Origin of the sequence: Thermosediminibacter oceani DSM 16646, from assembly GCF_000144645.1 — a bacterium.
Lineage (GTDB): Bacteria > Bacillota > Thermosediminibacteria > Thermosediminibacterales > Thermosediminibacteraceae > Thermosediminibacter > Thermosediminibacter oceani.
Window position 1 is genome coordinate 2,113,660 of the sequence record NC_014377.1, and the last position, 24,759, is coordinate 2,138,418.

General features: G+C 50.1%; 25 protein-coding genes, 4 tRNA genes, 1 pseudogene and 1 riboswitch. Of the genes and pseudogenes, 5 read left to right on the forward strand and 25 right to left on the reverse strand.

Annotated elements, in window-relative coordinates; translation table 11 throughout:
• The first annotated feature begins 99 nt into the window (after window positions 1-99).
• Window positions 100-1,323 carry an IS110 family RNA-guided transposase gene (locus tag TOCE_RS10600; protein ID WP_013274925.1) on the forward strand — a complete coding sequence of 408 codons (1,224 nt, stop codon included), beginning with the start codon at window positions 100-102 and terminating at the stop codon, window positions 1,321-1,323.
• A 154-nt stretch (window positions 1,324-1,477) separates the two neighbouring features.
• Here TOCE_RS10600 and TOCE_RS10605 read toward each other — a convergent pair.
• The 7 genes from TOCE_RS10605 to rlmB all read right to left on the reverse strand — a co-directional run bounded on the left by TOCE_RS10605 (window position 1,478) and on the right by rlmB (window position 3,863).
• Window positions 1,478-1,553: transfer RNA gene (locus TOCE_RS10605), tRNA-Thr, on the reverse strand.
• Between the two features lie 4 nt (window positions 1,554-1,557).
• Window positions 1,558-1,634, reverse strand: a tRNA-Met gene (locus TOCE_RS10610).
• A gap of 12 nt (window positions 1,635-1,646) precedes the next feature.
• A tRNA-Gly gene (locus TOCE_RS10615) sits at window positions 1,647-1,722 on the reverse strand.
• 5 nt (window positions 1,723-1,727) lie between these two features.
• Window positions 1,728-1,813 (reverse strand) — tRNA-Tyr (locus tag TOCE_RS10620).
• Window positions 1,814-1,874: 61 nt separating this feature from the next.
• Window positions 1,875-2,519 carry an RNA polymerase sporulation sigma factor SigH gene (gene sigH / locus TOCE_RS10625; RefSeq protein ID WP_013276831.1) on the reverse strand — a complete coding sequence of 215 codons (645 nt, stop codon included), beginning with the start codon at window positions 2,517-2,519 and terminating at the stop codon, window positions 1,875-1,877.
• A 62-nt stretch (window positions 2,520-2,581) separates the two neighbouring features.
• Entirely contained in the window at window positions 2,582-3,112 is a 531-nt protein-coding gene (locus TOCE_RS10630) for an NYN domain-containing protein (RefSeq protein ID WP_013276832.1), read from the reverse strand.
• The gene (gene rlmB, locus TOCE_RS10635; protein ID WP_013276833.1) at window positions 3,105-3,863 is read right to left on the reverse strand and encodes a 23S rRNA (guanosine(2251)-2'-O)-methyltransferase RlmB; all 759 of its coding nucleotides are present in this window, start codon (window positions 3,861-3,863) and stop codon (window positions 3,105-3,107) included. The genes TOCE_RS10630 and rlmB overlap by 8 nt, the downstream gene beginning before the upstream one ends.
• Window positions 3,864-3,956: 93 nt before the next feature.
• Between rlmB and thyX (TOCE_RS12985) the strand changes: the two are divergent.
• Window positions 3,957-4,232, forward strand: a pseudogene (thyX, locus tag TOCE_RS12985) (FAD-dependent thymidylate synthase); the annotation flags it as partial.
• Between the two features lie 78 nt (window positions 4,233-4,310).
• A complete protein-coding gene (gene thyX / locus TOCE_RS10640; RefSeq protein ID WP_425358484.1) occupies window positions 4,311-5,099 on the forward strand; it encodes an FAD-dependent thymidylate synthase in 789 nt (262 codons plus the stop codon).
• Here thyX (TOCE_RS10640) and TOCE_RS10645 read toward each other — a convergent pair.
• The 8 genes from TOCE_RS10645 to TOCE_RS10680 all read right to left on the reverse strand — a co-directional run bounded on the left by TOCE_RS10645 (window position 5,068) and on the right by TOCE_RS10680 (window position 11,478).
• A complete protein-coding gene (locus TOCE_RS10645) occupies window positions 5,068-5,478 on the reverse strand; it encodes a Mini-ribonuclease 3 (RefSeq protein ID WP_013276835.1) in 411 nt (136 codons plus the stop codon). The genes thyX (TOCE_RS10640) and TOCE_RS10645 overlap by 32 nt on opposite strands.
• Before the next feature lie 16 nt (window positions 5,479-5,494).
• Window positions 5,495-6,892, reverse strand: coding sequence for a cysteine--tRNA ligase (gene cysS, locus TOCE_RS10650; RefSeq protein WP_013276836.1), 1,398 nt, complete (start codon window positions 6,890-6,892; stop codon window positions 5,495-5,497).
• Complete coding sequence (gene cysE / locus TOCE_RS10655) at window positions 6,840-7,559, reverse strand: serine O-acetyltransferase (RefSeq protein WP_013276837.1); 720 nt, start codon at window positions 7,557-7,559, stop codon at window positions 6,840-6,842. The genes cysS and cysE overlap by 53 nt, the downstream gene beginning before the upstream one ends.
• Window positions 7,560-7,920: 361 nt before the next feature.
• Window positions 7,921-8,394, reverse strand: coding sequence for a septal ring lytic transglycosylase RlpA family protein (locus TOCE_RS10660; RefSeq protein WP_013276838.1), 474 nt, complete (start codon window positions 8,392-8,394; stop codon window positions 7,921-7,923).
• A gap of 2 nt (window positions 8,395-8,396) precedes the next feature.
• Window positions 8,397-8,527: riboswitch (cyclic di-AMP (ydaO/yuaA leader) on the reverse strand.
• Window positions 8,528-8,584: 57 nt separating this feature from the next.
• Window positions 8,585-9,058: a 2-C-methyl-D-erythritol 2,4-cyclodiphosphate synthase gene (ispF, locus tag TOCE_RS10665; RefSeq protein ID WP_013276839.1), complete on the reverse strand. Its 474-nt coding sequence runs from the start codon at window positions 9,056-9,058 to the stop codon at window positions 8,585-8,587.
• A 6-nt stretch (window positions 9,059-9,064) separates the two neighbouring features.
• The gene (ispD, locus tag TOCE_RS10670; RefSeq protein ID WP_013276840.1) at window positions 9,065-9,763 is read right to left on the reverse strand and encodes a 2-C-methyl-D-erythritol 4-phosphate cytidylyltransferase; all 699 of its coding nucleotides are present in this window, start codon (window positions 9,761-9,763) and stop codon (window positions 9,065-9,067) included.
• Window positions 9,764-9,778: 15 nt separating this feature from the next.
• On the reverse strand, window positions 9,779-10,861 hold the full coding sequence (locus tag TOCE_RS10675; RefSeq protein WP_013276841.1) for a PIN/TRAM domain-containing protein: 1,083 nt from the start codon (window positions 10,859-10,861) through the stop codon (window positions 9,779-9,781).
• 140 nt (window positions 10,862-11,001) lie between these two features.
• A complete protein-coding gene (locus TOCE_RS10680; protein WP_013276842.1) occupies window positions 11,002-11,478 on the reverse strand; it encodes a CarD family transcriptional regulator in 477 nt (158 codons plus the stop codon).
• A gap of 225 nt (window positions 11,479-11,703) precedes the next feature.
• Between TOCE_RS10680 and TOCE_RS10685 the strand changes: the two genes are divergently transcribed.
• Window positions 11,704-12,099: a nucleoside triphosphate pyrophosphohydrolase family protein gene (locus TOCE_RS10685; protein ID WP_013276843.1), complete on the forward strand. Its 396-nt coding sequence runs from the start codon at window positions 11,704-11,706 to the stop codon at window positions 12,097-12,099.
• A gap of 13 nt (window positions 12,100-12,112) precedes the next feature.
• Here TOCE_RS10685 and radA read toward each other — a convergent pair whose 3' ends face one another.
• The 10 genes from radA to TOCE_RS10735 all read right to left on the reverse strand — a co-directional run bounded on the left by radA (window position 12,113) and on the right by TOCE_RS10735 (window position 24,139).
• Window positions 12,113-13,462 (reverse strand): DNA repair protein RadA, encoded by a 1,350-nt coding sequence (radA, locus tag TOCE_RS10690; protein WP_013276844.1) that lies wholly within the window; start codon window positions 13,460-13,462, stop codon window positions 12,113-12,115.
• Between the two features lie 93 nt (window positions 13,463-13,555).
• A complete protein-coding gene (locus TOCE_RS10695; RefSeq protein ID WP_013276845.1) occupies window positions 13,556-16,000 on the reverse strand; it encodes an ATP-dependent Clp protease ATP-binding subunit in 2,445 nt (814 codons plus the stop codon).
• A gap of 10 nt (window positions 16,001-16,010) precedes the next feature.
• Window positions 16,011-17,063: a protein arginine kinase gene (locus tag TOCE_RS10700; protein ID WP_013276846.1), complete on the reverse strand. Its 1,053-nt coding sequence runs from the start codon at window positions 17,061-17,063 to the stop codon at window positions 16,011-16,013.
• Between the two features lie 15 nt (window positions 17,064-17,078).
• Window positions 17,079-17,597 (reverse strand): UvrB/UvrC motif-containing protein, encoded by a 519-nt coding sequence (locus TOCE_RS10705; RefSeq protein WP_013276847.1) that lies wholly within the window; start codon window positions 17,595-17,597, stop codon window positions 17,079-17,081.
• A complete protein-coding gene (locus TOCE_RS10710) occupies window positions 17,594-18,076 on the reverse strand; it encodes a CtsR family transcriptional regulator (RefSeq protein WP_013276848.1) in 483 nt (160 codons plus the stop codon). Before TOCE_RS10710 ends, TOCE_RS10705 begins: the two co-directional genes overlap by 4 nt.
• A gap of 123 nt (window positions 18,077-18,199) precedes the next feature.
• Window positions 18,200-18,439 (reverse strand): hypothetical protein, encoded by a 240-nt coding sequence (locus TOCE_RS10715; RefSeq protein WP_013276849.1) that lies wholly within the window; start codon window positions 18,437-18,439, stop codon window positions 18,200-18,202.
• A gap of 92 nt (window positions 18,440-18,531) precedes the next feature.
• A complete protein-coding gene (fusA, locus tag TOCE_RS10720) occupies window positions 18,532-20,613 on the reverse strand; it encodes an elongation factor G (RefSeq protein WP_013276850.1) in 2,082 nt (693 codons plus the stop codon).
• 170 nt (window positions 20,614-20,783) lie between these two features.
• Window positions 20,784-22,232, reverse strand: coding sequence for an IMP dehydrogenase (gene guaB, locus TOCE_RS10725; RefSeq protein WP_013276851.1), 1,449 nt, complete (start codon window positions 22,230-22,232; stop codon window positions 20,784-20,786).
• A 193-nt stretch (window positions 22,233-22,425) separates the two neighbouring features.
• Window positions 22,426-23,667 carry a dicarboxylate/amino acid:cation symporter gene (locus tag TOCE_RS10730; RefSeq protein WP_013276852.1) on the reverse strand — a complete coding sequence of 414 codons (1,242 nt, stop codon included), beginning with the start codon at window positions 23,665-23,667 and terminating at the stop codon, window positions 22,426-22,428.
• Window positions 23,668-23,851: 184 nt separating this feature from the next.
• Window positions 23,852-24,139: a DUF503 domain-containing protein gene (locus TOCE_RS10735; RefSeq protein WP_041423947.1), complete on the reverse strand. Its 288-nt coding sequence runs from the start codon at window positions 24,137-24,139 to the stop codon at window positions 23,852-23,854.
• A 296-nt stretch (window positions 24,140-24,435) separates the two neighbouring features.
• On the opposite strand from TOCE_RS10735, the gene TOCE_RS10740 reads away from it, so the two are divergent.
• Window positions 24,436-24,738 (forward strand): TMEM165/GDT1 family protein, encoded by a 303-nt coding sequence (locus TOCE_RS10740; RefSeq protein ID WP_013276854.1) that lies wholly within the window; start codon window positions 24,436-24,438, stop codon window positions 24,736-24,738.
• Window positions 24,739-24,759 lie beyond the last annotated feature (21 nt).

Here is a 24,759-nt window from a genome sequence, read left to right on the forward strand (position 1 = left end):
GGATGTAGCTTGCTGCATGCCTCGAGTTACGCGCAAGGTTGAGACTTATAGAGGATTGCGGGAACCCTGCCTAATTCAGTGAAAGCGAGGATGTAAATCATGTTCTATGGCGGTATTGATGTGGCTAAACACAGTCACGAAGTATGCCTCGTAAACGACTCCGGTGATATAGTCTTAAAGATGCATCTAGACAATAACCATAAAGGGATGAATAAGCTTTTGCAGGCATTGGAAAGACTCGGTTTAAAGCCTGATGACGTAAAGTTCTGCTTAGAGGCCACCGGCCATTACTGGCTCCCTATCTACTGCTACCTCACTAACCAGGGATTTGAACTTCATGTCATCAATCCCATTCAGTCGGATGCTTTGCGGAATCTCTATGTGCGTAAAACTAAAACCGACCAAAAAGATGCTCTGCTCCTTGCTGACTTGCTGCGATTGGGAAGAGCCCCCGAGACCAGACTCCCTTCCGAAACAACCCTCAAATTGCAGTCGCTCTCCCGACTCCGCTTTGAGTTCGTACGCCAGGTCGGTGGCCTTAAGAACAGGGTGCTTGGTATTTTGGATAGGATTTTCCCTGAATACCCAGACTGCTTCTCCGATGTGTTTATCCGGACTTCAAGGGAGCTGCTTAAATCTTACCCGGAGCCGGAAGAATTAGCCGAAGTGGACCTTTCAGAGTTATCTGCTTTCCTGAAAGAACATTCCCGCGGTCGGTTCGGTGAAGAAAGAGCTAAAAAGATTCAATCTCTGGCTAAGGGGACCTTCGGTATCACAATGGCTTTAGACGCTTTCACATTACAGCTTCGTTTGTTGGTTGAGCAAATTGAATTTATTGAAGAACAGATAAAGGTTATTGAAGATGCAATTAACGAGGTTATGGAGGAGCTTCGTCCTAGTAAGGATACCCCTTATCGCCACGTAATTGAAACTATTCCAGGTATTGGCCCTGTCCTGGCTGCCGCAATTATCGGTGAGATAGGTGATATTTCTCGTTTCCCTAACCCCCGGGCTCTCGTAGCTTATGCCGGTTTAGATGCTACAGTCAGGGCTTCAGGATTGTTTGAGGGTACTCGTAACCGTATGTCTAAACGCGGTTCCCCTGTTTTAAGAAACAGCTTGTGGTTAGCCGCTGTTTCAGCCCGCCGTTTTAACCCGGAGTTGAGGGCTTATTATGAGCAAAAACGCAGCCAGGGAAAGCACTCGAATGTTGCTACAGGAGCCGTTGCAAGAAAACTTGTTCACCTGATCTACTCTCTCTGGAAGGATAACCGGCCGTATGACCCGGATTATCAATGGTCTCCTCCCGGCAAAAATGCGTGAACAGAATTTCTATGTGATTGTCAAGAAATTTTTGCTCTAGCCTATTGACTTTTCATAGCACGTCTTAATTATGTAGAATAAAATATAAAAAAATACTCGTCCACTATATTATAACCAAATAAAATCCAATTTTCAAATAGTTTCAATACAAAAATGGAGCCCACGACCGGGATCGAACCGGTGACCTCCGCCTTACCAAGGCGACGCTCTGCCGACTGAGCTACGTGGGCACTATGGTGGCGGGGGCTGGATTTGAACCAGCGGCCTTCGGGTTATGAGCCCGACGAGCTACCAGACTGCTCCACCCCGCGACGTTATTTTTTTGGAGCGGGAAACGGGATTTGAACCCGCGACACCCAGCTTGGAAGGCTGGTGCTCTGCCATCTGAGCTATTCCCGCAGGTATGGTGGAGAGAGGTGGATTCGAACCACCGAAGGCATCGCCAGCAGATTTACAGTCTGCCCCCTTTGGCCAGCTTGGGTATCTCTCCATTAATCTTGCTCTATATATTATAAAAATAAAAATCGTTTTGGTCAATAGTTTTTTTCTTCCTAAATATCCCTTACTTCTAGGTATTTTTCCAGCTTCCTCTTGACCCTCTGCAGGGCGTTGTCGATGGACTTTACATGCCTCCTCAATTCCTTGGCGATCTCCTGGTAAGACTTGCCGTTCAGGTAGGATATGAGCACTTCCCACTCCAGCTTGCTCAGGATTTCGCCCATTTTGCCTTCTATGTCCTCAACTTCTTCCCTACTGATTATGAGTTCCTCCGGGTCGGTGATCTTCACCTCGGAAAGCACATCCAGCAGCGTCCTCTCCGAGTCTTCGTCGTAAATCGGCTTATTCAGGGAAATGTACGAATTTAGCGGAATGTGCTTTTGGCGGGTGGCAGTTTTAATGGCCGTGATGATCTGCCTGGTTATGCAGAGCTCCGCAAAGGCCTTGAAAGACGATAGCTTATCGGGGTTGAAATCCCTGATCGCTTTATAAAGGCCGATCATACCTTCCTGGATAATGTCTTCTTTATCTGCACCGATCAGGAAATAGGATCTGGCCTTGGACTTGACAAAATTTTTATATTTATTGATCAGGTATTCCAGAGCTTCCCGGCTGCCTCTCCTGGCTTCGTATACTACCTCTTCGTCCTGCATGTCCTCATAGTAAGCGTAGTCGTTTTTATGAAGCCCCGCATTCACACTATCGCCCCCTGCCGAAATAAACCCACGTAATTCATTATATCTCATAGGATTCCGAGTAGTCAAGCTCCCCCGCCGTTTTTTAGGCGCTCAATGATCTGGCTCCATATCTTCTTGTCTATCCTTTCCTCCAGGGTATGCCTTTCCAGCCGGCGCCTTTCCTCCTGCTTCCTCCTTTTTTCGATCAGGTCCTTTATTTCCTGGTGCAGCTCCCTGGCGGAAACGCGGATAGCGCCGCGGCCCATGACTATTTGCTGTTCTATCCAGTCGGAGGTGGCAACCCTTACCCTCTGTCCCATGGACATGGAATCCACCGTTTTTTCTATATAGTTGTCGGCGGTTTCCCCTTCTTTGGTAAAGACTACCTCCACGCCGTTTACGCGGTAGATGATGCGCCTACCTCCTTCTACCTGGTGGGCGTCGAATACTATGATGACATTTATCCCCGTCTGAGCCGCATAATCGGCCATAATGTCTATCAGTTTTTCCCTGGCGGCCTCCAGGTTCAGGCTCTTTGCCTCAACGAGCTCAGGCCAGGCATTTATGACATTATAGCCGTCTACAAATAAATATTCCTCATATTTTTCAGTCATGCCTTCCTTCCCTTTGCCTCAAAATTTCGTATCCGAGGACAGCAGCGGCTACTGCGGCATTCAGTGAAGGCACATGACCCCGCATGGGAAGCTTAACCAAAAGGTCGCACTTTTCTCTGACCAGCCTGCCCAGCCCTTTGTCTTCTCCCCCGATGACCAGAGCTACTGGTCCGGTCAGGTCCACCCGGTGGTAGGGTTCACCGTCCATGTCAGCCCCCACCACCCACAACCCCTTTTCTTTGAGGCATTCCAGGGTTGAGGCGATATTGGTGACCCTTGCCACATTTACGTACCCGGCAGCCCCTTCCGACACCTTTACCACGGCCGGCGTTACTCCGCAGGCCCTTCTCTTCGGGATGATCACGCCGTGGACCCCCAGGCAGTCGGCTGTGCGCAGGATGCTGCCCAGATTCTGGGGGTCGGTGATCTCGTTTAGCACGAAGACGAAAGGAGCTTCCCGGCGCCGTTCCGCCGTTTCAAGGATGTCGTCCACCGAGACGTATTCCTTCGGGGAAGACAGGGCGATAACACCCTGAGGGTTTCGGGTCCGGGCCATGTGCTCGAAACTCTTCGGGTCAAGCTCGACCACCGGTATACCGGAGCTTCTTGCAAGCTCCCTTATCTTCTGCATAACCCCGTGCCTTTCCCCTTTTTTTATATAGATTTTATTTAAAGGCATGCTGGCCGAAAGGGCTTCCAGCACGGCATTTCTGCCCTCTATTCTGGCCTCATTTTTATCTTCCAGAATCACTATCCCTCCCCGGAATTTGATGATATAATTGAGTTAAAAGGCTTGTACCAATGATATTTAAATTTGCCTTAAAAGTCAAGGAGGCGAGTAATCATGAGGGTAAAAGTTTTAACCCATACTCCCGAACCGGAAAAAACCGTAGCCGCCGCGGCCCGCTTATGCTATTCCAACGCAGGGGCCTGCGAGATCATGGAAAACCTGACCGAGGAAAAGATATCTTCTTTTATACAGAAATTGATGGACATGGGACACATGTCCCCCACCGAACACGTAACCTTCACCTTCGCCATCGAGGGTGTCAGCCGCACGCTGCTAGCCCAGCTCACCCGCCACCGGATAGCGTCTTACTCGGTCCAGAGCCTGAGGTATAACAATCCCTTTAAGGAAGAACTCAAAAAAGAAGATGAAACAGAAGCGGCAAAGCTCAAATCGGAAAACGAAACCTACCTGAAGGGCTTTCTTTACGCCGGCGGGGAAAAAGCTCTTTATAAGAGCTTTATAGAGGAATCCGGCGTTTTACCGGCCCTTCCCGAAGAAATCCCCGAAGAAAACCTCTCCCACTACGTCAGAGGCATTTTCGACGCGGCGGGAGAAATATCCAACGGCAGCTTTACGATATCCTTTCCCGGAACGTTTTCCTCGATTCTAGCCCGCACCCCCTTTAAATTTACGGCCGAGGGCGAAAGGCTCCTGCTTTCGGGAAAGGATGCGGTGGACTTCTGCCTCCACATCTACGGTGGAGTTGATTTTGCCGGTTCTCTCTTTTTGCGCGAAAAGTTGGTGGAACTTTGCACAAGGTCGGCGGACTTTTTCAGCGGCATAAAAAAGCAGGCGGAAGATTACATCGCCTATCGCTATTACTGTGTGCTCCCCCAAGCCGTCGCGAACAATCCGGAGGCCCTTTTGGTCTACATAGACGCCCTGGAAACCTGCAAGAAGAGCTACCTCGCGATGGTGAAAATGGGGATCGACAGGGAGGATGCCCGATACGTGCTGCCGATGGGAACCCGTACAAATCTCGTGGTGACCATGAACGTCAGGAGCCTGTATAATTTCTTCAACCTTCGCTGCTGCGAGAGGGCCCAGACGGAGATAAGGGAACTTGCGCGGATGATGCTGGCCGAGGTAAAGAAAATAGCCCCGAACCTCTTCAAAAAGGCCGGGGCTCCCTGCGAAGCCACGGGGTATTGCCCGGAGGGAGAACTCAGCTGCGGCCGGTATCCCGTCCGGAATTGACCAGCTCGAAGGACGCCATCAGTATCCTGTTCAGCCTGTCGTTTTGCCCGGTGAGGTAAAGGTAGCCCAGGAGCGCCTCGAACCCGGTGCTGTAATGGTAATCCATAATGTCGGCGTTCTTGGGGACCGTATTCACTTTGGCATTGCGAGCCTTACGGACCACATCCTTTTCTTCAGGGGTAAGATACTCTTCCAGTTTTTTGAGGGCTTCGGCCTGAGCCGAAGCCCTCACGTATTTGACCGCCTCGTGGTGCAGATCCCTCACCTTTTTACCGTTCCCCACCAGCATGGTCCTAATAAAAAGGTTGAAAACCGCATCGCCCACAAAAGCCAGTGCCAGCGAAGAAAGTGCTGACACATCTAATTTTTTGCCTTCCATCAGTGTATCACTCCAATCATACCCGCTTCCAGCGCACGCCGGCGGGGGTATCTTCCAGGATAATGCCCCTGGCCCTCAGCTCATCCCTTATTTTATCGGCCAAGGCGTAGTTTTTCGCCTTTCTGGCCTCCTCCCTTTCCTTTATCTTTTGCTCGATCTCCTCGTCCAGGAGCACCGGCTCGAATTTCGAGAAGAACCCCAGCACTCCGCCCAGTTCCAAAACCATCTCCTTGGTCTTCTTCACCGCTTCCCGTGAAGAATTTTCGTTCAGGCTGACGTTGAATTCCCTGATCATGTCGAAGAGCACCGCTATTGCTCCCGCGGTGTTGAAGTCGTCGTCCATAGCATCTTTGAATTTATTTTTGTTTTCAAGCTGTCTCCTTAAATACTCCTCCTCTTCGCCGTTCAACGGCCGTTCGGGGGCTGCGTTTTCCAGGTGCTCCATGGCGTAAAGGGCGTTATAAAGGCGCTCCAGGGCGCTCTTTGATTGATCCAAGAGCTCCCGGCTGAAATTTATGGGGCTTCTGTAGTGGGAGGAAAGCATCAGAAACCTCAGCACTTCCGGATTGTATTCCTTCAGTATATCCCTGACCGTGAAAAAATTTCCTAAAGACTTGGACATCTTCTCGTTGTTTATATTAAGGTAACCGACGTGCATAAAGAACCTGGCAAAGGGTTTGCCGGTGAAGGCTTCGCTCTGGGCCACCTCGTTTTCGTGGTGGGGGAATATGAGGTCCGGTCCACCGCCGTGGATGTCAATAGTTTCTCCCAGGTGTTTCATGGCCATTGCCGAGCACTCGATGTGCCACCCGGGCCTTCCCTCGCCCCATGGGCTGGGCCAGGAAGGCTCCCCCGGCTTTTTGGCTTTCCAGAGGGCGAAATCTATCGGGTCCTTCTTTTTCTCTCCGGGCTCCACCCTGGCTCCGGCCTCCAGTTCCTCCAGGTTCTGCCCGGAAAGCTTGCCGTAACCCGGGAATTTCCTGGCGGCGAAGTAAACGTCCCCTCCCACCTCGTAAGCGTAACCCTTTTCGATAAGAACCTTTATGAATTCGATGATATCCTCGATGTGCTCGGTGGCCCTGGGGTGCACGTCGGCCCTTTTTATGTTGAGAGCGTCAGCGTCTTTGAAGTATTCTTTGATAAACCTGTCCCCCAGCTCTTTGACCGTAACGCCTTCTTCGTTGGCTCTCTTTATCATCTTGTCGTCTATATCGGTGAAGTTCTGCACGAACTTCACCTCATAACCCTTATACTTTAAATAATTCCTTATAACATCAAAAGTTATGAACACCCGGGCGTTCCCCACGTGAAAAAAGTCGTAAACCGTGGGGCCGCAGGTGTAAATGGTCACTTTGTTGCCGTTAAGCGGTATGAACTCCTCTTTCCTTCTCGTCAGGGTGTTGTAGATCCTCATCCTTCACCCTCCTCTCAAGCCAGTCGATCTTTTTCTCCAGTTCTTCCAGCTTTCTCTGCAAGCTTCTCATCATGTCGGCCACCGGGTCCGGCAGCAGGTGATGGTCCAGGTCGACTTTCGTAAAGTCTTCTCTTGCAAAATCGATTTTCTTCCTTACGACGGCCTTCCCGGGCACACCCACCACGGTGCAATTGGGCGGTACATCCTTTAAAACTACCGCACCGGCGCCGATCTTGCAGTTGTCGCCGATCTTTATCGGGCCCAGGACTTTGGCCCCGGCACCTACGACTATATTATTACCAAGGGTTGGGTGTCTTTTGCCCTTCTCCTTGCCGGTGCCTCCCAGGGTAACTCCCTGGTAAAGGGTGACGTTGTCGCCTATTTCCGTGGTCTCGCCGATGACGACACCCATACCGTGGTCTATGAAAAACCCCTTTCCTATTTTAGCACCGGGGTGAATCTCGATGCCCGTTAAAAACCTTGCCACCTGGGATATGATCCTGGCTATAAGGAAAAGCTTTCTGTTATAAAAGAAATGAGCTATGCGGTGCATCAGGATGGCGTGAAACCCGGGATAGCACAGTATTACCTCCAGTACGCTCTTCACTGCCGGATCCCGCTCGAACACCACTTTTATGTCATCCCTGATAGTCTTTAAAAACGACATTGCTTTTGCCTCCTTTCATTCTTGGTGCTTGTTTAGGTGTAAATAAAAAGGCCCTTCACCTCTGCAGAGGCGAAAGGCCCGCGGTCCCACTCTGATTTTTAGCTCTTTTAGATAACGGCCTAAGCCGCAGGCCTCTACTTTATTTCAAGGCCTGAACTCCGGGGTGCAATTTCGGTCCCGCCTTTCCTTAAAACCGCTCTCAGCCGCCGGCGGTTTCTCTCTGTAAGGGATTTCGGGCCTACGATCCCCATCACAGTTTTTTCGTATTGATTTTTATATTTATGATAATAGAATTTCCGACTAAAGTCAAGGGAATTCCAATTCCCCTTTCACGTTAAAACCCCACCTTAAATGGTGGGGTTTACTCAATTTCTATCATCACGGGCACGACGCCGCTTTCTATCATTCCGAGCATTTCCGCAGCTTTTTTGGAAAGGTCAATGTGGCGGCCTTTTACGTAAGGGCCTCGGTCATTTATAACTACCGCTACGCTTTTGCCGTTTTCCAGATTGGTAACTTTTACCCTGGTTCCAAAAGGCAGGTACCTGTGAGCCGCTGTTAGCGATTCCTGGTTGAACACCTGGCCGCTGGCCGTCCTTTTGCCGTGAAAACCCGGCCCGTACCAGGAAGCCTTGCCCGTAAACACCTTTTTGCGCGACGGCAGCTTACTTACCTGCCTTTCGACCGCACTCTTTTCCCGCACGGCCGAATAGCATACAGGCCTTGACTTAACGTTAACGACAGGCATGGCCGCCGTCTCGCTCCCCTTTACAGGCCCCACAGTAAAAACCATTAGCAGGGCTGCGATTATAGCCGCGGCAAATTTCCCGGCCAATTTACCCCTCCTTTCTCCGCCTCCGGGGTTAGCTGACGGGTTAGGGCCGAAAGGTAGCCCCTCCCTTTCGGGATTCACCCCAAAAACTGGTTCCCCCGTATTCGCTTTTCGCGAAATTCGGCGTACTGTAGATTTATAGGCAAAATAAAAAAGTGAGGTTTTCAATCCTCACTTTTATTTATTCCCATTTCTACAATTTTTTAATCAAGCATATAGCCTGGGCTGAAATACCTTCCCCCCTACCCTCAAAGCCCATACCTTCCGTTGTGGTCGCCTTCACGCTCACCTTTTCTTTCGCTATATTCAGCGCCTCCGCTATGTTCTGCCGCATCTTTTCTATGAAGGGCGAAAGCTTTGGCTTTTCGGCGCATATTACCGAGTCTATGTTCACCACCCCGAAGCCCTCCCGCTTCAGCAGCTCTCCCACCTTTTTAAGGAGCAGGATGCTGCTTATGTCTTTGTATTTGGGATCGGTGTCGGGGAAGTGGGTGCCGATGTCTCCGAGAGCAGCGGCCCCCAGCAGCGCATCGTTAATAGCGTGAACCAGCACGTCCGCATCGGAATGGCCCAGCAGGCCTTTTTCAAAGGGGATTACCACACCGCCCAGCACGAGCCTTCTTCCCTCCACCAGGCGGTGGGCGTCGTAACCTATTCCTACACGCATCCTTCATCACCTCTTGAAATCGCCGTAGCCCATGTTCATGAAGGCTTCGGCCACAATCATGTCCTCCGGGGTAGTTATTTTTATGTTTTCGTAAGCGCCTTCGATCATCCTGACCGGATACCCCAGCCGTTCCACCAGAACCGTATCATCGGTGCCGTAAAACCCGCTTTTTCTTGCTTCTTCGTGGGCTCTCAGAATCAGATTGTATTCAAAAGTCTGGGGGGTCTGGATGGCCCAGAGGGTGCTCCTCGCGGGAGTATTTATTATGAGCCCCTTGTCCACAACCTTTATGGTGTCCTTTACCGGCACCCCTACGCCGACGGCCCTGTATTTTACAGCAGCTTCGATACTGTTTTTTATCATCGTTTTCGTCACGAAAGGCCGCACACCATCGTGTATAACAACAATATCGGTTTGAGGAGAGCAGCTCCTCAAACCGTTGTAAACGGAGTCCTGTCGTTCCCGTCCTCCCTCTACAAGTTTGACTTTTTTAAAACAATAAGGGATAAGTACCTCCTGTTCGGCCAAAAAAATATCGGAAGGACCTACCACCAGGATTATTTCCCCAATTTCCTCCAGGCTCTCAAAAGTACTGAGGGTATAGTAGAGAATGGGGCGGCCTTTCAGCATCAGAAACTGCTTGCTCAAGGTAGAGTTCATGCGCCTGCCCCTGCCGCCGGCTGCAATCACCGCCGCAATTTTCATCAAAGTCACCCCGTACTACATCGATTTCGGCTTGGCGAAGATCATCCTGCCAGCAGCGGTCTGCAGCACACTGGTAACCATGACCCCTATGGTTTCGCCTATGTGCTTTTTACCTCCATCGACGACTATCATTGTGCCGTCGTCGAGATAAGCGACCCCCTGGCCCGATTCCTTTCCGTCTTTAATGACCTGCACCACCATCTCTTCTCCCGGGAGTACTACGGGTTTTACCGCGTTTGCCAGCTCGTTTATGTTTAAGACGGGAACATTATGGAGTTCGGCAACCTTGTTCAGGTTGAAATCGTTGGTTATTATTTTACCGTCGAGTATCTGAGCGAGTTTGACTAATTTGCTGTCCACCTCGGATATGTCCTCAAAATCTCCTTCGTAAATCTTTACGTCTATTTTCATTTCCTTCTGCATCCTGTTCAGTATATCGAGCCCTCTGCGCCCGCGGTTCCTCTTGAGCACATCGGAAGAGTCGGCTATATGTCTGAGTTCCTCCAGCACGAAACCAGGTACTACGATGGGTCCTTCCAGAAAACCGGTCTTGCATATATCGGCTATGCGGCCGTCGATTATGACGCTGGTATCCAGTATCTTGGGCTTTAGCCGGTTAGGCGCAGCCGCCGCGGGTTGCTTTTTCTGTACGGTAGGTATGGGTATGAGGGCCGAGAGCTCCTCCCGTTTCTTTATTGCTACACTGGCTCCGAGGTAGCCCAGCACAACGTTGGCCACCACGAGAAGGTAAGGCCCAATCCACGGGATGCTGAGCAGCGCCCTTGAAAACAGGTTGGCGATTATAAGTCCCATAAGTAGGCCCAGAAACCCGTATAGTATATCCCGCATCGGAGTTTTCTGCAGCTTGCTTTCCAACCATTCCCTGGTCTTTGTTCCCCATAATATGAATCTCGGACTTAATAAATAGAATATTATTGCGAAAACCAAAGCACCTATGACCTTTCCGGCAATAACGGTGGGTTCGCTTATAATAGCAAGTTTCAGAAAATCGTTCAGGCGAAACAACAGCACCGTCATTTCATACCCTAAAGCCAGGCCTAAGAGGGTAAGAGTAGCACGTATGATTCTGTGTATCACTGTGTTATCACCTCCTATATAAAGTATTGCCGATTTTTAGCCCAGTTTTTCCTTACATCACATTATATAATATATTTATTCTTAAATCCATATTAGGATAGAAAAACCTACCATAAATTGGAGGTATAAAAAGAACGCCCTTATCCTAACGCATTTTCTATCATTTCATGGGCGCTCTTCTCGTCGATATTTTTGGAAAGTGCAATTTCGCTTACGAGGATCTGCTTGGCGTTCTCAAACATCCTTCTCTCTCCGGCGGAAAGGCCCTTTTCCTTCTCTCTCAGGCCCAAGTTTCTCACTACTTCGGCTACCTGGAATATGTTACCGCTCTTTATCTTTTCCATATTGGCCCTGTATCTATGGTTCCAGTTAGCGGGCATCTTGCTCTTTTCGCCGCGAAGGATTTTCAAAACCTGGTCTATCTCTTCATCGCTCACAATCTGACGGACGCCTATCTCCTTGACGCTGTTTATGGGGATCATTACCCTCATGTTTCCGAAAGGCATTCTCATCACGTAGTATTTCTGTTTTTCTCCCAGGATTTCCTTCTCTTCAATCGCCTCTATTATCCCGGCGCCGTGCATGGGATAGACCACTTTGTCTCCTATATTGAACATCCCGCAGGCCTCCTAAGCTTTTTACTGATATTAAATTAACATAAAATACCTCTATTGTCAAGTTAAATTTTTATTATACTATAAATGCCGGAATAATGTCAACGGATTTTTTAACTGCGTTGCAAAGGAGGCTTCACATTATTCTCTATATTCTTACTTAAGTTTGACAAATTCACGAATTCCTGGATATAATAAGACTTGTAAGAATAAATAGGGGGAATAGCAATGAAGGACCTGATCTGCGATGAATTTCAGGCCACAGTCTCCCAGTGCCTTGTGAGGCACAAAAGCATAATAGATGTTCTTACAAAGCTCCAGGAAACCGTAAGCCGCATTAACCGAGCCATCGCTAAGTCCGTTACACTCTGCGGCTGCGTCGAAGTCAACGCCAAAAAACAGCAAATCCCCAGCGACATCAGCCTTCAGGAGCTCAGCGCATACATGAATACCCACCTAAAGGGCAACCTGTGCCCCAACTGCAGGGAAGTGCTGGAACAGGAACTGGGAAATCACCTCTTCTACCTGGCAGCCCTCTGTAATCTTCTGGATCTTAATCTCTACGACGTGTTCGTTGAAGAAAACGAAAAGCTCTCCACCCTTGGTATTTACAGCTTATCCTGACATTTTCAACGGATCAATCAAAAGCGGCTTCTATAGCGTCTTTCAGTTCCTTTACCCCCGAAATGTCGATGCCTACCGTATTTTTTAAATCCCTCATGTTGTCATAGGGGATTATCGCTTCTTTAAAGCCTAGCTTTGCGGCTTCGTTCACCCTCTTTTCAATGTAGCCTACGGACCTTACCTCGCCCGCAAGACCCACTTCCCCTATGATCACCACATCCCTTACCGGTTTGTTCTTAAAACTCGATACTATTGCGGTGATAACCGCAAGATCCACGGCCGGTTCGGTGAGTTTTATCCCGCCGGCCGCATTGATATAAACGTCTTCATGGGCGAGATTAAGCCCTAATTTTTTTTCCAAAACGGCGATCAGAAGGGCGGCCCTGTTGTAATCTATACCTGAAGTCTGCCGGCGGGGAAGGTTGAATCCGGTGGGGCAGGTAAGCGCCTGGACTTCTACCAGCAGGGGCCTTGTACCTTCCATGGTGCACACCACCGCAGAACCCGGAGAATTTCCGAGCCTGCCCGAAAGCAGGAATTTAGACGGACTGTCAACTTCCGCCAGCCCGGAAGTCTGCATCTCGAAAATGCCTATCTCGTTAGTTGACCCGAATCTGTTCTTCACCGCCCTCAGCACGCGGTAAGACTGGTATCTCTCGCCTTCAAAATACAGCACGCAGTCGACCATGTGCTCCAAAGTCCTGGGGCCCGCGAGACTCCCCTCTTTGGTGACGTGTCCCACTATGAATACGGCGGTGCCCGTTTCCTTGGAAAGTTTGAGAAGCCGAAGGGTGGCTTCCCTTACCTGGCTGATGCTGCCCGGAGCTGACTCGAGCTCTGGAAGGTAGGCGGTCTGTATGGAATCTATTATGACCACCTGGGGCGAAAGCTCCCTTACATGCTTTTCCACTACATCCAAATTGTTTTCCGCTACTATGTACAGGTGCCCGCCGGAAATCCCCAGCCTTTCGGCTCGCAGCTTTACCTGTTTGGCCGATTCTTCGCCGGTGACGTAGAGAACAATTTTCCCGGTGGCGCCGAGCTTTGCCGCCGCCTGCAGCATCAGCGTGGATTTCCCTATACCCGGGTCTCCACCCACCAGCACCAGGCTGCCGGGAACGATACCCCCACCTAGCACCCTGTCGAGCTCCAAAAGACCCGTCTTTATCCGCTCCTCCTCCGAATAATCTATTTCGCTTAAAAGGAGGGGTTTTTGGTGTTCAGAAAGAAATGACACTCCGGCACTTCGAGTTACCTGCTCTTCCGCAAAGCTGTTCCAGCTTCCGCAATCGGGGCATCTGCCCATCCACTTGACCGACTCAAAGCCGCACTGTTGGCAGACAAAGCGCCTTTTACTTTTCAAAATCCTCTCCCTCCCTCAATATTACTGCCGGCAAAGTTCAACACCCGGCGTGGCCCGCCGGGTGTTTTGCCGCCGAACTGTGCTTTTGTCCGGTTATTCACCGGTATTTGCCACGGACACTTCCTTCTTATGGAAGGTCAACCTGTCATCCTGGACATCCACCAGTACCGTATCGCCTTGAGATACATTGCCCTTTAGAATTTCTTCGGAAAGATTGTCTTCTACCTCTTTCTGGATGACCCTCCTTAAAGGCCTTGCACCGTACATGGGATCGAATCCCTTCTTCACTAGCCATTCCTTGGCCCTGTCGGATACCTCGATACTTATGTCGTTCTCCTTCAGCCTTTCGTTGACCTGCTTCAGCATCAGATCCACGATCTTTTTCATGTGCTCTTCGTTCAGGGGGTGGAAAACTATTATCTCGTCTACCCTGTTGATGAACTCGGGCCTGAAGGTGCGCCGCAGTTCTTCCAGCACCCTGTCCTTCATCTCGGAGTAATTTTTGGTCTCTTCGTCCCTGGGAGTAAAACCTAGGGTCCTGGCCCGCTGGATGAGGTTTGCACCCACGTTGGAGGTCATAATTATAACGGTGTTTTTGAAGTCCACGGTCCTGCCCTGGGCGTCGGTAAGCCTGCCGTCCTCAAGAATCTGCAGCAGTATGTTGAAAACGTCGGGATGAGCCTTCTCGATCTCGTCAAACAGAATTACCGAATAAGGTTTCCTGCGCACCTTTTCGGTAAGTTCACCGCCCTCCTCGTATCCCACGTATCCCGGAGGAGCACCTATCATGCGGGAAACGGCGAATTTCTCCATGTATTCGGACATGTCCAGCCTTATCATGGCGTCCTCATCGCCGAACATGGCTTCAGCCAGGGCCCTGGCCAGCTCGGTTTTGCCGACACCGGTGGGGCCGAGGAATATAAAGGAGCCTACCGGCCGCCTGGGGTCCTTAAGGCCTGCGCGGGCCCTGCGGATAGCCCTTGCCACGGCCTCTACAGCCTCATCCTGGCCTATCACCCTCTGGTGTAGGATTTCCTCCATCCTGAGGAGACGCTCGGACTCCTCTTCGGTCATGCGCTCCACGGGTATGCCGGTCCAGTTGGAAACTATCCCTGCTATATCCGCCGCAGTCACCGTAGCATTTTCGAGCTTTTTCTCCTGCTGCCAGCGGGTTTTCAGGCTGTCAACCTTGGCTTTGATCTCATGTTCCTTATCCCGGAGCCTTGCTGCCTTTTCGAATTCCTGGGCCCTGATGGCGGCGTCCTTCTCCTTGCGCACGGCATCCAGTTCGTCTTCCAGTTCCTTGAGCTCCGGAGGCGCTGTCAGGCTCTGCAGCCTCACCCTGGAAGCAGCCTCGTCTATAAGGTCTACAGCCTTGTCAGGCAGGTATCTGTCGGTGATATATCGGGCCGAAAGTTTGGCCGCGGCTACCAAGGCTTCGTCGGAAATTTTCACCCTGTGATGGGCTTCGTACTTGTCCCTTAAGCCTTCCAGTATCTTAATGGTGTCTTCCACCGAAGGTTCTTCGACTATGATGGGCTGGAATCGCCTTTCCAGCGCCGGGTCCTTTTCTACGTGCTTCCTGTACTCGTCCAGGGTGGTCGCACCGATCGTCTGCAGTTCGCCCCTGGCGAGGGAGGGCTTTAATATATTCGAAGCGTCTATGGCCCCCTCGGCGGCTCCGGCTCCGATTATGGTGTGCATCTCATCTATGAAGAGGATGACATTGCCCGCCTGTTTAACCTCGTTGATCACCTTTTTGAGCCTTTCTTCAAACTCTCCCCTGAACTTGGTGCCCGCCACGAGGGAAGCCAGATCAAGGCTCACGATCCGCTTATCTTTCAGAATTTCGGGCACCTCTCCCTCGACTATCCTCTGGGCTAGCCCCTCCACTATGGCGGTTTTGCCTACACCGGGCTCACCGATAAGGCACGGGTTGTTCTTGGTCCGCCTGGTAAGCACCTGTATTACCCGCTCTATTTCTTTCTGCCGGCCTATAACCGGGTCCAGCTTGCCCTCGGCGGCAAGTTCGGTCAGATCCCTGCTGAACTGGTTCAGGGTCGGCGTGTTGCCCGACTTCCGGAAGCCGGGGTGCCCCTTTACGTCGGAACCCAGCAGGGACAGCACCTCGGTCCGGGCTCTTTCCAGGCTCACCCCCAGGTTCGCCAGCACCTGAGCGGCTACACCTTCGCCCTCCCTGATGAGGCCGAGGAGTATGTGTTCGGTGCCCACGTAGTTGTGCTTCAACCTGCGGGATTCATCGAGGGCCAGTTCCAGCACCCTCTTAGCCCTGGGAGTGTAACCGATCGGCCCCTGGACGACAAAGGGACCCACTCCTATGAGCCTTTGAACCTGTTCCCGGACTTTAGAGAGCTCAACCCCTAGATTCTGGAGAGCCCTTGCGGCTACTCCTTCGCCTTCCCTTATCAACCCCAAAAGCAGGTGTTCGGTTCCCACCACATTGTGGTTCAAGCGCCTCGCTTCTTCCTGGGCATAGGCGATAACCCTCTGCGCTCTTTCCGTAAATTTGCCGTTCATAAAGTTCACCTCACTTCAATAATTTTCCCCTCAAGAAATTTGCCCTGTTTAAATCCCTTTCCAGCGGGGTCATGTCCTTTTTGTATACCTGCTGGATATACGAAGGCCCGGCAGTTATGAAAAGGTTGTTCAGTTCTTCGGGTTTTAGGTTTTTTATTATGCCCAGGTCCACCCCCAGCCTCACATCGGATATCAAGGCCATGGCTTCCTGGGTGGTCATAAGTCTGGAATTCGTCAGAATCCCGTAAGACCTTAATATCCTGTCTTCCAGGCGTAATCTATCTTCGCCCTTTAAATTTCTCCTGGCCTGCCTTTCGCTGGCGATTATCTGTCCGGCGACACTCAGGACATTCTGTATTATGTCTTCTTCGGATTTGCCGAGGGTTATCTGGTTGGAAATCTGGTACAGGTTCCCCCAAGCTTCGGTTCCCTCGCCGTAAAGGCCGCGCACCACCAATCCGAGCTGGGCGACTGTCGAAAACATGCGGTCTACCTGTCTCAGCATGGTGAGCATCGGCAGGTGCATCATAACCGACACGCGGATGCCGGTGCCGACATTGGTTGGGCAGGCCGTAAGATACCCTAACCGCTCGTCGAAGGCAAAGTCCAGTTGTTCTTCCAGCACGTCGTCCACGCGGCTTGCGAGCTCATAAGCTTCCTGGGGGTCCAGGCCGGGAAAAACGCACTGGATTCTCAGGTGGTCTTCCTCGTTGATCATTATGCTTAAGCGCCTGTCGCCGCTTATTATCACTGCGCCCTTATTGTCTCTCGCCAGGTCCGGGCTTATAAAGTGCATCTCTACCAGCAGATTTTTTTCGGTTTCCGACAGGTCTTCCATGAGGTAGAGCCTGGCGTCTTTCGCCAGCACCGCGTTCGACGTAAAGGCCTCGTAGACCCTGTAGATGACCTCTTCTGCCTGCGAACCGTTAAGGAGGTGCGGGAACGGCACGTCCTTCAAATTCCGGGCTAACCTGACCCTGCTGCTGATGACCACGTCACCTTCGGAACCGGTGGAATTTATCCAGCCGATTCTCGAGGTGTCCAGTAATTCCTCCAAAGCCATTTTTGCGCACCTCCGTTAATCCCGGCCCAGTTTCTGTTCAAGTTCCCTGATTTTGTCCCGGAGCTGGGCCGCCCTCTCATATTCCTCGGCATTAACGGCTTCCTGCAACTCTCTTTTGAGCCTTTCTATCTCGTTCTTGATGCGCGTCCTGCCGCCGGTCCTCCTGGGAACTTTGCCCACGTGGTAGGTCTTGCCGTGAAGGCGCCGCAGCATGGGGTCTAGCTGACCCTTAAAAGCCCCGTAGCAGCTGCTGCACCCGAACCTGCCTATCTGGGTAAATCGCGGAAAGGTCAACCCGCAGCGGTCGCAGGAAAGCGGATGGGATTTTTCGCGAAACTCGCTCATCATCGGCTCGAAAAAGCTAGATAGAAACTTTTGAATTGACAGCGGCTCTCCCTCAAAATCGAAGGAAACGCTGAATATGTTCTTTTCCCTGGCACACTGTTCGCACAGGTGCATAAAAGTCTTTTCTCCATTTACTATTTTAGTTATATGCACTGTAGCGGGTCTTTTTTTGCACTCATCGCATTTCATAACGATCTTGCCCCCTTATTCTCTTCGTAGCCCAGCAAAGCCGCAACCATGGCTTTCAAAAGCCGGGCCCTCAATCTGTCCCGCTCAGGCAGCGGTACATCCAGGTTTTTTCTGTTGATTGCGGCCCTAAAAAGTTCCGCCTCTCTTCTGGAAATTATACCCTCTTCCAGCATGAATTCCACCAAATCGCCCGCTCTGGAACTCGATATGGAATCGCCCACCAACTCGATAATTTCTCTCAAAAACTCGTCATCTCTTATTTTTAGCTTTTTGATGCGTATATATCCGCCGCCTCCCCTGCGGCTTTCGACGATATAGCCCCTTTCCAGAGTAAACCTGGTGGTTAGCACGTAGTTGATCTGGGAAGGTGCACAGCGGAACTTGCTGGCGAGTTCGTTTCTCTGGATCTCCAGGATATTACTGCCTTCATCAAACATGGCTTTTATAAAGTTCTCTATTACGTCTGCCAGATTGGGCATAAAATTCCCTCCACTGCCGCAGCCAGGTTTTTGACTTTGACTATCTTTGACTTTTTCTGTTTTTATTATAACCAATTGCAGGAATTTTATCAAGAGATAAAATTAGAGGGAGAGGCTCCCTCTTTAATCATTTCTTGTCTCTTTTTCCTTCTTTTCCGCTAGTTCTTCCGATATCTCCAGCAATGTGTTCATACGTTCTTCCTGTTCTTCGGACGACATCCAGCCCATAAGGCTGGGGATTATTTCCCCGAACATGGTGTCGTCGGCCAGTTCGTCCTCAATGATATCGTCGGTCTTTTTCCTGTACAAAGCGTCCAATTTTCCCTCGATATGGCCCAAGCGTTTTTTCGGCTTTTTTTCCATCGCCCGCCCCTCCTTTTTCGTCTGTTATTTAAAGTTTTCCCTGATGGCCGCTTAAAATACCGAAAAAGGAGGGCGTTTACTTACTTTTTATATTATTCATCCTCTACGTGTTTTTTGCCTGACTCAGCTATTATCTTCTCGGCTATCTGGGCCGGGACTTCCTCGTAGTGGCTAAAAGCGGCGGAGAACCAGCCCCTGCCCTGAGTCATGGAACGAAGGTCCGTGGCGTAGCGGAAGATTTCGGAAAGCGGCGCCTGGGCTTTGATGTGCTGCAGGCCGTCCTTCAGCTCCATGCCCATTATCCGTCCCCGGCGCTTGTTCAGGTCACCCATGATTTCGCCCATGTAATGCTCCGGAACCACTACATCCAGCTCGTATATGGGCTCCAAAAGCACCGGTTTCGCCTGGGAAATCCCCTTTTTGAAAGCCATAGAGGCCGCTATCTTGAAAGCCAGTTCCGAAGAATCCACCGGATGGAAGGAACCGTCGTAGAGGACCGCTTTGAACCCCACCACCGGGTAACCGGCCAGCACGCCTTCTTTCATGGCTTCCCTTATGCCCTTTTCGACAGCGGGGATGTACTGTTTCGGAACCGCTCCGCCGAAAATCTTTTCTTCAAACTCGAAATCGTCCTCGGAATTTATCGGCGAAAACTCTATCCACACGTGGCCGTACTGGCCCCTGCCGCCGGTCTGTTTCTTGTATTTGCCCTCCACCTTCGTAGTACCCCTGATTGTCTCCCGGTAGGGCACTTTAGGCACGCTGAGCACGACCTCGGACCCGAACTTATTGGCAAGTTTCGCTGCCAGCACTTCCAGGTGAATTTCTCCCATGCCGGAAACCAGTAGCTGGCCGGTTTCATTGTTTTTTGTAACCTTAAAGGTCATGTCCTCTTCGGTAAGCCTTGCAAGGCCGGAAGATATCTTATCTTCATCGCCCTTGGATTTGGGCTCCACAGCAAAGGAAATCACCGGTTCTGGGAAGTCTATAGTCTTAAGGAGGATCGGGTGGTCTTTATCGCACAGGGTGTCGTTGGTGTAGGTGTTCTGGAGTTTGGCGACGGCCACTATATCTCCCGCCACGGCAACTTCAGCATTTTCCTGTTTTTTGCCCCTCATAAAGTATATGTGGCCAATTTTCTCGGTAACACCCCGGGTAGCATTGTACACCACAGTGTCGGGTTTTAAAGTGCCGGAGCAGATTTTGAATAGATTGAGCCTACCTACAAAGGGGTCGGCCATGGTCTTGAATACTATGGCGGAGAAGGGTTCGTCGCTCCTGCATTCCCTCTTTTCTTCGGTGCTGGTCCTCGGATTTTTGCCCACATCGGCCTTTCCTTCCGCCGCCGACGGCATGTAACAACAGATGGTGTCTAAAAGAAGCTGAATTCCCCTGTTGGTCAGCGAGGAGCCGCAGAGCACTGGGTATATACTGCCGGTCTTAACCCCGATTTTCAGCCCTTTTTCTATCTCGTCGTCGGTCAGCTCTTCTCCCTCCAGGTACTTGGCCAGCAGGTCGTCGTCGTTTTCGGCCGCAGCTTCCATGATCATGAAGCGGTAGTTTTCCATATCGCCCTTCAGGTCGTCGGGCACCGGCGCCTCCTTTACACCCTCACCGTCAAAGGTGTAGGCTTTCCGGCGGACTATGTCGACGACTCCCTTGAAATTTGCTTCCTGCCCTATGGGCAGCTGAAAGGGTATCGCTCTCTGGCCGAAGATCTCCCGGATTTGTTCGAGCACTTTGTTAAAGTTTGCGTTTTCCCGGTCCATCTTGTTCACGAAAAATATGCGGGGAAGGCCGTATTCTTCCGCAAACTTAAACGCCTGCTCGGTGCCCACTTCGACGCCCGATGCCGCACAGGTTACTATAACGGCGCCGTCGACAACCCTCAGGGCGCTCTTTACTTCTCCCACGAAGTCAAAATAGCCCGGCGTATCCAGGATATTTATCTTGTAATCCTTCCACTCTACGGGAGCCAGGGACATGGAAATAGAGATCTTCCTCTTTATTTCCTCAGGATCGTAGTCGCAGGTGGTATTGCCTTCATCTATCTTGCCGAGGCGATCTATGGCTCCGGCGGTAAAAAGCATGGCTTCTGCAAGGGACGTCTTTCCGGCGCCGCTGTGAGCAAAGAGACCGACGTTCTTTATCCTATCACTGCTATAGTTTTTCAAACCCGATCTCCTCCTTATTTTGACTTGCAAAAATTATTTTATTTTTATTTATTGTAATTCTACCTTAATTGACTTTTTTCCTGCTAAATTAAATATTTTCCTCCCATTTATTTATAAGCTAATATTTTGAAATATATTAATAAAAAATAAAGAACCGGCGGTAACGGTTCTCACATTTGAGTATAGTTGGGCGATTCTTTTGTAATATCCACGTCGTGGGGATGGCTTTCTCGGAGGCCCGCTGCGGTGATCCTTATGAATTTGGCCTTTTTCAGCTCTTCGATGTTCCTGGCGCCGCAGTAGCCCATACCGGCCCTCAGTCCTCCGACCAGCTGGTAGACCATGTCGGACAGCGGCCCGCGGTAAGGTACGCGCCCCTCCACGCCTTCGGGCACCAGTTTCTTTGCGCCTTCCTGGAAGTAGCGGTCTTTGCTGCCTTCCTCCATGGCTCCGATAGAACCCATCCCCCTGTACACTTTGAAGCTTCGTCCCTTATATATTTCAATTTCTCCCGGGCTTTCCTCTGTGCCGGCGAAAAGTCCTCCGATCATTACCGAGTCGGCTCCTGCCGCTATGGCCTTGACGATATCGCCGGAGTACTTTATGCCGCCGTCGGCTATTATGGGCACGCCGTATTTTTCCGCTTCCCGGGCGCAGTCGTAAATGGCGGTGACCTGCGGCACGCCTATGCCTGCCACCACTCGAGTGGTACATATAGAACCCGGGCCCATTCCTACTTTGACAGCATCGGCCCCTGCTTCTATAAGGTCACGGGTAGCTTCGGCCGTGGCCACATTCCCTGCGATGACCTGGAGTTCCGGGAATTTTTCTTTTATGGCACCGACCGCCTTTATCACGTTCTCCGAATGGCCGTGGGCGGTATCCACGACTACCACGTCCACTTTCGCCTCCACCAGTACCCTGACCCGGTCCATCATATCCTTGCTCACGCCCACTGCGGCCCCTACCAGCAGCCTGCCGTTTTGGTCTTTGGCGGCGTTCGGATATTTTATGGCCTTCTCGATGTCCTTTATGGTTATGAGGCCCTTGAGATTAAAGTTCTCATCCACCAGCGGCAGCTTTTCCACCTTGTGCTTTTTCAAAATCAGCTTTGCTTCTTCCAAGGTGGTGCCTACAGGCGCTGTGACCAGGTTCTCTTTGGTCATGACATCCTTTATTTTCTTGCTCATGTCGTCCTCGAAGCGAATGTCCCTGTTTGTGATGATGCCCACCAGTTTTCCGTTCTCGGTGATGGGAACGCCGGAAATGCGGTACCGGGCCATGAGCTCCATAGCTTCTCCGATGGTGTTTTCCGGCGAGAGGTAGAAGGGATCGACTATAACGCCGTGTTCCGACCTCTTCACTTTGTCCACTTCCAGTGCCTGTTGCTCTATGGACATGTTCTTGTGAATTATACCTATGCCGCCTTCCCTGGCAAGGGCAATTGCAAGCCTTGCCTCGGTGACCGTATCCATAGCGGCGCTTACTATGGGAATGTTAAGCCTTATTTTATTAGTAAGTCTGGTGCTGACGTCCACATCCTTGGGCAGGACCGCGGACCTGGCGGGAAGTACCAGTACATCATCGAAACTCAAGCCTTCCTTGTCAAACTTGTCCAAGAAATCGCCCCCTGTGCACTTATTTTTTATGTGAAAGTTTATCAAAATTCGTCAACGGTGTCAACCGTTCGATTCTTTTCTACTATCCGTCTATTTATAGTCAGGCTTAATACCAGCCAACGTTTTCCTCCCGGCATGAGTGAGCTTTACGTACGAGGTAAAAAAAAAAAGAAAACTGCTTTCGGGAATATTATTAACCCAAGTTTCTATCCATCCAGTCCTTACCTTCGAGAATCCTTGTAATTATCATTGCAGCGACAGTATCACCTGTAGAGTTGACCATAGTGGCTGGTGGGTCTACTAGATATCCAATGGTCGCAATAATAGGGAAAGCCTCCGGCGGGAAACCGTACATACTGACTATAAGCATTTCACCTATCAAACCACCGCCAGGCACCCCCGACATAACCACACCGCTCAGTACCGCAATTATGGCAGCGCTTATGTAAGTTCCAATCCCTGTAAATGGTATTCCAAATAAACCAAATAAGAATGATATTTTCAATATCGCACTCAAACAAGAACCATCCATATGAGCTGTTGCACCAATGGGAAGAACAATTTCACGAATATCTTTCGGAATGCCTATTCTCTTTGCAGCTTCAAGATTCACAGGCAGCGTGGCTATACTGCTCTGGGTTGCCAAAGAGGTTACGGCTGGAGATATAATTTCTTTGAAAAAAGTTTTGACACCTTTTTTACCGCCAGCAAAATATGCATATACCGCAAATCCAACAAAGAAATAAATTATTGTGATTGGGTAATATATCACCATGGCTCTCGCATAGGAACCGAGGAGCTGAGGACCAAAGCTCCCAACTAATGATGCAAAGTAGGCACCAAGCCCAATGGGAGCGTAATACATGATTATGGATACCATCTTGATCATTGCCTCGGATAAAATGTTGAGGCCGTCAACTACAAGCCTTGCTTTTTCGCCGAGCATACTTATTGCAAGTCCGAAAAATATCGAGAAAATAATCAAAGGCAACATGTTTTTTCTGGAAATAAGATCTGGAAAATCAGTAACCGTAATAGCCGCCACTATCTGGTCTGCAGTATTCAATGGCTTTAATTCTTCAGCTTGAGGCAATTCAATTTTAACGCCTTGTGCAGGAGGAAATATATTAACCGTTATTATCATTATAAGCGAGGCTATCATCCCAGTCAGAATAAACACTACCAGCAAGGTACTTAGTATCTTACCCAGCCTCTGCAAACTGGCTATGCTAGCTACCGCACTGCTTATAGTTATAAAAACTAATGGCACCACGATAGTAAACATCGCATTCAAAAAAATGTCTCCAAAAGGCTTTAAAACTTGGGCTTTGTTCCCTAGTATTATACCCAATAAACTACCTATGATTATGGCAGACATCAGTATGATGGGAAATTTGTAAGAACCCCAGACACTTTGTTTTTTACTTTCGTTCACAATACTCCCCTCCCCTTTAGTAACTTCTAAATATATTATCAAATAAAGATTATTCGCGCTTTTTTAAAATCACCTCCCTATTCGTTGAACTTAATGCTCATGAATTATACACGGCAGCCCGGCGACTCAACGTCCCCATTTGCCTTTATTATCAATTTAGATTTCACGAATAGTTATAAAGCGGTTAAAAATACTGTATTTCCCTGTCAAAATCCGCCACCGAGAACCTGCCATCGTTCTCCATAAAATCCAGGATATAATCCAGTTGCCGGTTAACGTGCTCGCCGCTGTTGGAAACGCAGGCCAGGCCTATCACCGCCCATCGTTTATCGTCCTGCCTTTCAACCTCCGCTACCGATACGTTATAGCGGCTCTTAAGCCTCTCGATGAGGCTTTTCACCACCTGGCGCTTATCTTTAAGGCTGAAGGCGTCACCCAGGAAAATTTCCACCGTCATAACTCCAACCACCATATAATATCACCCGCACTTATCCACAAAATTCACAGTACTTATCCCCAACCTGGGGAAAAAACTCATTTTCTGCATCAATATATTGTATTTTAGGAAAGATTCTGTTATAATTTTTTTGGAAAATAAAGGGGAGTAGTTCGGGGCTTTTGAAGCCTTCGGAAGCTCAACATACTGGCGGTATTCCGCCTGGGCTTTCGCCGTTTACGGGAACGAGACCTTTATTCCGGCTTATGTCTTACCGGAATAAAGGTCTTTTTTATTTGGCATATTAAAACATAAATCGGGAGGTATGTTTTATGGATTTTAAGCTCTTTTTTACGGCCTTCTGCTTACTTTTTCTCGCAGAACTGGGCGACAAGACCCAGCTTACCGTTTTCACCCTGGTGACCCAGTACAATAAGCCCCTGCCCGTGTTTTTGGGCGCTTCTTGTGCCCTGGTGCTGGTCACTTTAATCGGGGCGCTGTTCGGCCACGTGGTCACCCGGTACGTGCCCGCCACCTATATGAAAGTCATAGCGGGAGTGATGTTCGTCGGCATAGGGATATTTTTACTGGTGGAAGCGCTGCCCCAGCTGCTTCATCAATTGGGAAGGGGATGAAACTAGAGTCCCGGTTGTATT

Coding starts and splice junctions, on each gene's coding strand:
- TOCE_RS10740 (WP_013276854.1), top strand. CDS start 24,436: ATGGATTTTAAGCTCTTTTTTACGGCCTTCTGCTTACTTTTTCTCGCA.
- TOCE_RS10685 (WP_013276843.1), top strand. CDS start 11,704: ATGAAGGACCTGATCTGCGATGAATTTCAGGCCACAGTCTCCCAGTGC.
- TOCE_RS10645 (WP_013276835.1), bottom strand. CDS start 5,478: ATGGAAGGCAAAAAATTAGATGTGTCAGCACTTTCTTCGCTGGCACTG.
- TOCE_RS10735 (WP_041423947.1), bottom strand. CDS start 24,139: ATGGTGGTTGGAGTTATGACGGTGGAAATTTTCCTGGGTGACGCCTTC.
- TOCE_RS10715 (WP_013276849.1), bottom strand. CDS start 18,439: ATGGAAAAAAAGCCGAAAAAACGCTTGGGCCATATCGAGGGAAAATTG.
- TOCE_RS10695 (WP_013276845.1), bottom strand. CDS start 16,000: ATGAACGGCAAATTTACGGAAAGAGCGCAGAGGGTTATCGCCTATGCC.
- TOCE_RS10680 (WP_013276842.1), bottom strand. CDS start 11,478: ATGTTCAATATAGGAGACAAAGTGGTCTATCCCATGCACGGCGCCGGG.
- TOCE_RS10705 (WP_013276847.1), bottom strand. CDS start 17,597: ATGAAATGCGATGAGTGCAAAAAAAGACCCGCTACAGTGCATATAACT.
- TOCE_RS10600 (WP_013274925.1), top strand. CDS start 100: ATGTTCTATGGCGGTATTGATGTGGCTAAACACAGTCACGAAGTATGC.
- TOCE_RS10630 (WP_013276832.1), bottom strand. CDS start 3,112: ATGACTGAAAAATATGAGGAATATTTATTTGTAGACGGCTATAATGTC.
- cysE (WP_013276837.1), bottom strand. CDS start 7,559: ATGTCGTTTTTAAAGACTATCAGGGATGACATAAAAGTGGTGTTCGAG.
- cysS (WP_013276836.1), bottom strand. CDS start 6,892: ATGAGGATCTACAACACCCTGACGAGAAGGAAAGAGGAGTTCATACCG.
- TOCE_RS10710 (WP_013276848.1), bottom strand. CDS start 18,076: ATGCCCAATCTGGCAGACGTAATAGAGAACTTTATAAAAGCCATGTTT.
- TOCE_RS10700 (WP_013276846.1), bottom strand. CDS start 17,063: ATGGCTTTGGAGGAATTACTGGACACCTCGAGAATCGGCTGGATAAAT.
- ispF (WP_013276839.1), bottom strand. CDS start 9,058: ATGCGTGTAGGAATAGGTTACGACGCCCACCGCCTGGTGGAGGGAAGA.
- ispD (WP_013276840.1), bottom strand. CDS start 9,763: ATGAAAATTGCGGCGGTGATTGCAGCCGGCGGCAGGGGCAGGCGCATG.